Source organism: Pseudomonas sp. (assembly GCF_050739655.1).
GTDB lineage: Bacteria > Pseudomonadota > Gammaproteobacteria > Pseudomonadales > Pseudomonadaceae > Aquipseudomonas.
The window spans coordinates 1-8,247 of the sequence record NZ_JBOIBY010000519.1 but is presented as its reverse complement, the minus strand read 5'-3'; the positions used below and the strand labels follow the sequence as shown (position 1 = coordinate 8,247).

General features: G+C 60.3%; 6 protein-coding genes and 1 pseudogene. 4 read left to right on the top strand and 3 right to left on the bottom strand.

Features of this window, described 5'->3' with window-relative positions; translation table 11 throughout:
- Positions 1–118, top strand: a pseudogene (locus ACRESJ_RS24545) (IS481 family transposase); the annotation flags it as partial.
- An 88-nt stretch (positions 119–206) separates the two neighbouring features.
- Here the strand turns inward: ACRESJ_RS24545 and ACRESJ_RS24540 are convergent.
- Entirely contained in the window at positions 207–1,079 is an 873-nt protein-coding gene (locus ACRESJ_RS24540; RefSeq protein ID WP_431760214.1) for a LysR family transcriptional regulator, read from the bottom strand.
- Between the two features lie 268 nt (positions 1,080–1,347).
- Here ACRESJ_RS24540 and ACRESJ_RS24535 point away from each other — a divergent pair, with 268 nt between their 5' ends.
- The gene (locus ACRESJ_RS24535) at positions 1,348–2,673 is read left to right on the top strand and encodes an MFS transporter (protein ID WP_431760213.1); all 1,326 of its coding nucleotides are present in this window, start codon (positions 1,348–1,350) and stop codon (positions 2,671–2,673) included.
- A 70-nt stretch (positions 2,674–2,743) separates the two neighbouring features.
- The gene (locus ACRESJ_RS24530; RefSeq protein ID WP_431760212.1) at positions 2,744–4,135 is read left to right on the top strand and encodes an FAD-dependent oxidoreductase; all 1,392 of its coding nucleotides are present in this window, start codon (positions 2,744–2,746) and stop codon (positions 4,133–4,135) included.
- Between the two features lie 3 nt (positions 4,136–4,138).
- Here ACRESJ_RS24530 and ACRESJ_RS24525 read toward each other — a convergent pair whose 3' ends face one another.
- Positions 4,139–5,551, bottom strand: coding sequence for a type VI secretion system Vgr family protein (locus ACRESJ_RS24525; RefSeq protein WP_431760211.1), 1,413 nt, complete (start codon positions 5,549–5,551; stop codon positions 4,139–4,141).
- A gap of 225 nt (positions 5,552–5,776) precedes the next feature.
- Here ACRESJ_RS24525 and ACRESJ_RS24520 point away from each other — a divergent pair, with 225 nt between their 5' ends.
- Positions 5,777–6,481: a YebC/PmpR family DNA-binding transcriptional regulator gene (locus ACRESJ_RS24520; protein ID WP_431760210.1), complete on the top strand. Its 705-nt coding sequence runs from the start codon at positions 5,777–5,779 to the stop codon at positions 6,479–6,481.
- Between the two features lie 207 nt (positions 6,482–6,688).
- On the opposite strand, the gene ACRESJ_RS24515 is transcribed toward ACRESJ_RS24520, so the two are convergent.
- Positions 6,689–8,002, bottom strand: a complete 1,314-nt coding sequence (locus tag ACRESJ_RS24515) for a leucine-rich repeat-containing protein kinase family protein (protein WP_431760209.1) — start codon at positions 8,000–8,002, stop codon at positions 6,689–6,691.
- Positions 8,003–8,247: the final 245 nt, after the last annotated feature.

The window sequence follows — 8,247 nt, the reverse complement described above, 5'->3', positions numbered from 1 at the left end:
ATACTTGCCGGCGTGGTTGCATGAGTACAACTGGCATCGCCCACATGCCAGTCTGAGTTATTTACCGCCGATTAGCCGGATAGCTTCTGTGAACAACCTGGTGGGTTTACACAGCTAGCTCCCACAGGTTTTGTGGTGTCCGTAAACTTTGTGAACGACACAAAACCCTGTGGGAGCTAGCCTGCTAGCGATAGGGCCAGACCCGCTTACACCAGACTCTCGCGCACCATCTCCAGAAATGTCGCCACAATCCGCCGTGAACTCTGCTCACGCAAGCACACCAAAGTCTCGGTCAACCGCCGTTTGCAGTCGGTAATCGGCAACGCGCATACCCGCGAATCCGCACCAAACTCGGCAGCGGACACCACACCCACACCAATCCCCACCACCACCGCCTCACGCGCGGCTTCGCGGCCCTCAACCTGGATTGCCGGACGAATGCGGAACCCGGCGCCGGCCATTTCTTCTTCCAGGGTCTGGCGGGTCACCGAGCCGATTTCCCGCAGCACCAGCGGCGTGTCGTCCAGGTCCGCCAGGCAAATGGATTCACGGCCGGCCCATGGGTGATTGCGCGACACGAACGCCACCATCGGGTCATTGCGCAGTGGCAGCGAGATCAGGCGTTCGTCGCTGACTTCGCGACCCAGCAGCGCCAGATCGGCCTGGTAGTTGAACAGCCGAAACAGCGACTCATCGGTGTTGCCGGTTTCGATCTTCACGCTGATACCCGGGTAACGCTCGCAGAACCGGGCAATCTGCGGCAGCACATGCACCGGCGCATCCACCGCCAGAATCAGGCTACCGGTCTGAAGGGCCTGGGAGTCCTGCAACAGTTCCTGGGCTTCGGCTTCGATCACGAACAGTTTCTGGGTAACGCCGAGCAGACGTTCACCCAGATCTGTCAGGCGCACCGAGCGTTTGTTGCGGTGGAACAACAGCACGCCGTAGCGCTCTTCGAGTTTTCGAACCTGGTCGGATATCGCCGGTTGCGTGAGAAACAACCGTTCGGCGGCTTTGGTGAAGCTTCCATGCACGGCCACGGCATGGAAGGCTTTGAGTTGGGCGTGGGAAACCGACACGGGAATCTCCAATAACAAGCTGAGCTTATTTTTGAAATACGATAAATCGATTTCACTTATTAATCAGTAATTGTTTTTATCCTCCTCAGCCCCGGTGACTGGTCAGTCGAACAGCATCGGGAGCCATGAGCCTGTGCGTGCATCTACAGGACTCATCTGACCGGTATCCGCCGTAGGGACAGGGCGATATCGCAGTGCTTAACAATAAAAAAACAGGCGTTTTCTTCCAATTCTGCCGGCACACTCACACCCTGAGGTCAGAACCACAATGAACAAACACATCGGCACCATCAAGCGTTGGCGCGTGCAGATCTTCGCGATCACCTGGCTCGCCTACGCCGCTTTCTACTTCACCCGAAAAGCGTTTGCCGTTGCAAAGCTGGGCATTGGCGAAGACCCGACGTTCATGCTCGACAAAATGGCCATGGCCAACCTCGACGCCATCTACCTGGCCGCTTATGCAGTCGGTCAATTCACCTGGGGCATCCTCGCTGACCGCTTCGGCCCGCGTGTTGTGGTGCTGGGCGGGCTGCTGATCTCCGCCGGGGCAGCGCTGGTGATGGGCAGCTTCGCGACATTACCGATCTTCGCCACGTGCATGATGATTCAAGGCCTGGCGCAGTCCACTGGCTGGTCGGGGTTGTGCAAAAACCTCGGCAGTTTCTTCCCTTCAGATCAACGTGGACGGGTATTGGGCTTGTGGAGCTCCTGCTACGCCTTCGGTGGTCTGGTGGCATCGCCGTTTGCCGGCTGGTGGGCGTACACGCTCATCGGCAGCTGGCATGCGGCGTTCATTTCCAGTGCGGCGGTGGTTGGGCTGGTCGCCGTGCTGTTTTTTATTTTTCAACGCAACAAACCGCAAGACGTCGGCTTGCCGGCGGTGGAGCCGGAACCCGAGCTGACCGCTGAGCAAATCGAAGCTCAAAGCAAAATCAGCATGTGGGAGCCATTGAAGCAAATACTGCGTAACCGCACGGTGCTGGTGTTGGGTCTGGCTTACTTCATGCTCAAGCCGGCGCGTTACGCGATTCTGCTGTGGGGCCCGGTGATCGTGTTCGAACAGATGCCCTCGGTGGGCAAGGTGGGTGCGGCGATCATTCCTACCGCGTTTGAGCTGGCCGGGTTGCTCGGGCCGATCATGATCGGTCTGGCCTCGGACAAACTGTTCGGTGCCCGCCGCATGCCGGCCTGCGTGATCAGCCTGTTGGCGCTGACCGTGTCCCTGGCGTTTTTCATGGGCGCCCTGCATACCGGTAGCGTGATACTGGTGGTTGCGCTGTTGTTCGTCATGGGCCTGACACTCTACGGACCGGACTCGATGATCAGCGGCGCGGCCGCCATTGATTTCGGCACCGCCAAGGCGGGTGCCACGGCAGCCGGTTTCGTCAATGGCTGCGGCTCGGTCGGGGCGATTCTTGGCGGGCTGCTGCCGGGTTACTTCGAGACCGTTACCGTGTTCATTGTCTTCGCCGGCTGCGCGATGTTCTCCGCACTGGTGTTGATCCCGCACTGGAACAGCCGCCCCGGTGGCCTGGGTACTCACTATGCGTACGTACCCAATCGAGCAATGACCGTAAAACCCCTGCGTACCTGAATCCTGTCCCTCGTCGCCTGCTGCACCCGCGGCAGGCTGGCGTGTGGACGACTGACCGGAGATTGACCCCATGAGACCCTTTTGGCTGGACCAGGCCTTGAAGGCTGATGCATCCGAAACCTTTGCGCCACTGGAAGGCGACACCCGCGCCGATGTCTGTATTGTCGGCGGCGGTTATACCGGGCTGTGGACTGCGATCATGCTCAAGGAGCAGAACCCCGAACTGGATGTGTTGCTGATCGAAGCGGATATCTGCGGTGCCGGGGCCAGCGGACGCAATGGTGGTTGTGCGCTGTCGTGGTCGGCCAAGTACTTCACCCTTGAGCGACTGTTCGGCGTTGAAGAGGCGGTGCGACTGGTGAAGGAGTCCGAACGCAGCATTCACGCCATCGGCGCCTTCTGCGAGCAGTACACGGTGGACGCCGATTACCGCCTCGATGGCACGCTGTACACCGCGACCAACCGCGCCCAGGTGGGCTCGACCGATGCGGTGATTTCGGCCTTGGAGCGCAACGGCATCAACTCGTTTGCCCAGCGCCCCGTGGCGGATGTGCAGCGCATGGCCGGTTCCAGCAAACACCTTGAAGGCTGGTTTTCTCCGGCAGCGGCCAGTGTTCAGCCGGGCAAACTGGTACGTGGTTTACGCCGGGTGGCCTTGCAACTGGGCGTGAAGATTCATGAAAACACGGCCATGACCGGGTTGGAGGAAGGCAAGCCCGCAGGGATTCAGACCCGTCACGGCACTGTGCGCGCCGATCGGGTGGTGCTGGCGATGAATGCCTGGATGGCTCGGGCATTCCCCCAATTCGAACGCAGCGTGGCGATCGTTTCCAGCGACATGCTCATCACCGAACCGCGGCCGGACCTGCTCAACGAAATCGGTTTGACCAGCGGTGTCACGGTGCTGGATTCGCGGATCTTCGTGCATTACTACCACAACACCCCGGACGGCCGGATCATGCTCGGCAAGGGGGGGAACACCTTCGCCTATGGCGGGCGCATGCTGCCGGTGTTCGATCAACCGTCGCCTTACGCCGGCCTGTTGCAGAGCAGCCTGGTGGATTTCTTTCCGGCGTTTGCCAACGTCAAGGTCGAAGCGACCTGGAATGGTCCGTCGGATCGCTCGGTCACGGGGTTGCCGTTCTTCGGGCAGATGAGCGCCAGCGGCAACGTGTTCTACGGATTCGGCTATTCCGGCAGCGGAGTCGGGCCGTGTCACATGGGCGGGCAGATCCTCGCCTCGATGGTCCAGGGGCTCGACAATGCCTGGACCCGTTCGCCACTGGTGAACGGACCGCTGGGCTTCTTTCCGCCGGAGCCGATTCGCTACCTCGGCTCATTGATGGTGCGTAACGCCATCCGCCGCAAGGAGCGCGCCGAGGATCACGGACATCGGCCGCGGCACTTGGATGTGCGTCTGGCGAAATTCGCGGCTGCCGCCGGCAAGGCCGACAAGGGCTGAGGGTCAGGGCTCACGATCCACGGGGGTGCTCAGCCAATCGAGCAGCAGGCGGGTATCGTTGCGCGGCAGGTGAGTGCGCATGGGAGGCGTCGTGTGGCGTGGCCCCGAGCCTGGGCAAAACACCGGTCGGTCGGGGTCGCTGTCGAGGAAACTGACCAGCCCGGCGGTGCCGGCCATGGGCAAACCGGACGGGTCAAGCCCGGCATTCGACGCCGTCAGTGCGACAGGCAGCCAGAGACCGGCTGACTCTTCGCAAGCAGCGTTCGACCCAGGCCACAAACTCACCTGTATCTGACCTTGATCATCTTGAGCGGCCGGTTGCCCGGCCGGGCCACACACTTTGGCGGGTTGGAAACCGGGGATGCTCGGCCGGGTCTGTTTGAGTGCCGGCCGGAATACGGTCGACCAGGGAATGGCGCTGAACTGATTGTGGTATCGCGGGGCCAAGCCGGGCGAATCCTGCTGCCCTTGATGACGCGTCTGGATCACCAGCCATTGATTGTTCAATTCCGGCAGAGGGTGTTCTGCCACCTGCACGATACCTGCGCTGCGCAATCCGCGGTGATTGCTTTGGCCGTGGATTTGCACCTGCTGACAACGCAGGCGCTCCAGTTGCCGACGGCCAAGCTGATCACGATAGCGCTGCTCGTGAGTGGGGCGCTGCATGGGCACCGCCGCGCAATGAAAGGCTTGATTGGCGGCGCCGTCATCGCCTGCCTGCTTGCCTCGGTCTCGGGCACCCATTCGAGAGCGCAAGGGTCGTGAGTCATAGCGCTGGAACAATTCGCTGATCACCGGCGCGGGATCGCTAGCGGGCGTGTCGATGTTGAAAGGCATCAGTAGCGGTTGCTGCGGGAAACTCAGGCTGTCATCCGCCAGCACCAGTACGTGACCGCTGTGGTGGTGTTCGAAGTGATAGTGAATGCCTTCTTCCTCGCATAACCGTTGCAGCAAGGCCAGGTCGGTTTCTTCGTACTGGATGCAAAAGGTACGTAGTGGATAGTGCCCATTTTCGAGTTCGAAGCGATAGCTGCTGTCAGGCAGACCCTGTTCTTCCAGCAATTGACGCAGGATCATCGGCACGCTCAGGCGCTGGAAGATGCGCCGTGATCTATAGCGGTCCAGTGCCTGGAGCGCGGGCACCAGCACCAGTTTGCAGCCATCCGGGTGCTGTTGGCGTTGTTCGCGGCTGGCGCAGTGCAGCACGCCGTGGATGCACTGGCCATGACCCATGTCGAGGCGCGCTGGTTGCTGCAGTAATTGTTCGACGGGTATGGCCGGTGCGAGGCCGATCGCTTCGATATCGAATCGATAGGGTTGATTGAGGGCCTCGCGGCCACTGAACTGCAACACCTGCAGACTCAAGTTGTCGTCGAGCAGTGTCAGGGTGAAGGGGCTTTCCTTGTCGTTGTGCATCGTGCGCGCTTCTGCCGAGGAGTACGGGCGCAGAGGGTACGTAACCTCGGTCCATAATAGTCAGCGCAAACCGAAGTTTCAGAATCGCCCTACAACTGCCGTTGAAGAAATCGATCCATGGATACCCATGAGATTTTTTGGTCGATTGCCAACTTTAGGCCGTATAAACTTGGCGCCATGCGTCGGCCAATAGGTGTCTCGGCGCCATAGACAAGAGAGTGAGTAATGGGCGCACAGTGGAAGGTTAAACACAAAGAAGCGGCAGCCAACGCCAAGGGCAAGATCTTCGGCAAACTGGTGAAAGAAATCACCATCGCTGCACGCAACGGTGCCGATACCGCCACCAACGCACACCTGCGTCTGGTGGTTGAACAGGCGAAAAAGGCTTCGATGCCTCGCGAAACCCTGGAACGCGCGATCAAGAAAGGCTCCGGCCAGCTCGGCGAAACCGTGCAATACCATCGCGTGACCTACGAAGGCTTCGCTCCGCATCAGGTGCCGCTGATCGTTGAATGCGTGACCGACAACATCAACCGCACCGTCGCTGAAATCCGCGTCGCCTTCCGCAAGGGTCAATTGGGCGCTTCCGGTTCGGTGGCCTGGGACTTCAACCACGTGGGCATGATCGAAGCCTCGCCGGACACCCCGGACGCCGATCCGGAATTGGCCGCGATCGAAGCCGGTGCCCAGGATTTCGAACCGGGTGAAGAGGGCGCGACCCTGTTCCTGACCGAACCTACCGACCTCGACTCCGTACAAAAAGCCCTGCCTGAGCATGGCTTCACCGTGTTGTCGGCCAAATTGGGCTACCAGCCGAAGAACCCGGTCAGCGGCTTGAGCGATGAGCAGATGGCTGAAGTCGAAGCCTTCCTCGAAGGCCTCGATAACCACGACGACGTGCAGGACATGTTTGTCGGATTGGCCGGTTAAGTCATTGCGTCATTGACGGCTGTGTCGCCTGACCGGCCGTCATCGCGAGCAGGCTAGCTCCCACAGTTGATCTGGGTGATATCAGATTCTGTGTTCGCCGCTATTCCCTTGTGGGAGCTAGCCTGCTAGCGATAGGGCCTTAGCATTCAAAGTAGATGTCGAATGTGCCGCCGTAATCACTAGCTGCCACAATTGACAGCGCAGCGGTCACAGTCGATCCAGCAATCGGACAATCTCGCCAAACCCCGGCCGTGCCAGTACGTCCGGCTGATAGCAGCGCTGTTGCAGGCCTTCGAGCTGCGCGCGTTGCCCCTCGCTCAACCCTGCATCAATGCGCTCCAGCAACTCCCCCAACAGCACCCCGAACGCTCGTACTTCGATCCGCTGCAATGCGCGGCTCTCCAGGTTGTCCGCCGTGGCGTGGAATGACGCTGCGCCAAAATCCCCCAACAGACAATCGCCATGCTTGTTCCACAGAATGTTGTGGCCGTAGAGATCTCCGTGGGTGATGCCCTGAAGGTGCAGATGCTCGGCCACAGAAGCGATACCACAAGCGATACGCAGGGCGACATCGGCGCTGAAACGGGTGTCTTGCGCGTAGACGTCGCGGCTGCAGGACGCCAGGCTCGGCAGCCCAGCGAGGTTGCGGTAACTCGGGTCGACCAACTGCATCACCAGCCCGTCTGTTTGCTGCGGGTGATCGATGATCCGGCCTTCAACGCGGATCAGATTGGGGTGAATCCCGGCGGTGATGCAGGCGTTCATTTCGTGCAGCGGAGAGCCATCGCTGGTCATTTCGCCTTTGTAGAGTTTGACGGCAACTTGTGTGTCAGCCTGGCCCGGTGCTGCCCACGAGGCCCGGTGGATCACACCGGAGGCGCCTTCGCCCAGTTTCTGTTCCAGACGCAGGTGCGACCAGCCAATGCTCGCGGTGGCTTCAAGGGCAGCCGCATCGGCTTCGGTTTCCAGCGGGTTACCGGCATAAGCCAACCAGCAAAGGCTCGGCAGGCACAGTAGCCATTCGGGCAGCTCGGTCAGGCGGTTGGCGGCGATGCGGATCAATTCGAGGCGATGGCAGTCACGCAGACTGTCGGGCAAGTGCTGCAACTGGTTGCCCGCGAGCATGAGTTTTTGCAAGTGCGGGCGTTGACCCAATTCGGTCGGCAGTTCACTGATGCAGTTGTCGGTCAGGATCAGCCAGCGCAACAGGGGTGGCAGTGCTTCACCCGGTACACGGTCGATGCGGTTGGCCTTGAAGCCGACCATGGTCAATGCCACGCATTGACCCAGACACGCGGGCAGTTCGGTAAACAGGTTGTCCGAGCAGAACAGCACGCGCAAACGGGTCAGGCGATGCAGGTCGTCGGGCAGGCGGCTCAGGGCATTGCCGCTGAGGTTGAGCACTTCCAGAGAGTCCGCCAGGTCGAAAATTTCCCGGGGAAATTCTGTCAGGCTGTCGCTGAGATCCAGGCGAGTGATGCCAGCCAGCGTGCCGGCGCGCAGTTGTGCAAGGGTGTGCATGAATGGGGTTCGCAATTGATCCAGGAAATGGGGTGCATGATAGCGGGAAAAAAGTGTTGGCTGTCGGGTGGGTATTTAGAGCGAGTACATATCCGTTGCTGCGGTAACGGCGGCTGGCGGTTTCGCCCTTACGGCGAGTCCCTTTGGCAAACGCCCCAAAGGAACCAAAGGTCTGGCCCCTTTCGTACGGCCTCTCGCTAAAGCTCGGGGTTCCTTCGCTCCGGCATTCATCCGGGGGCATCGCC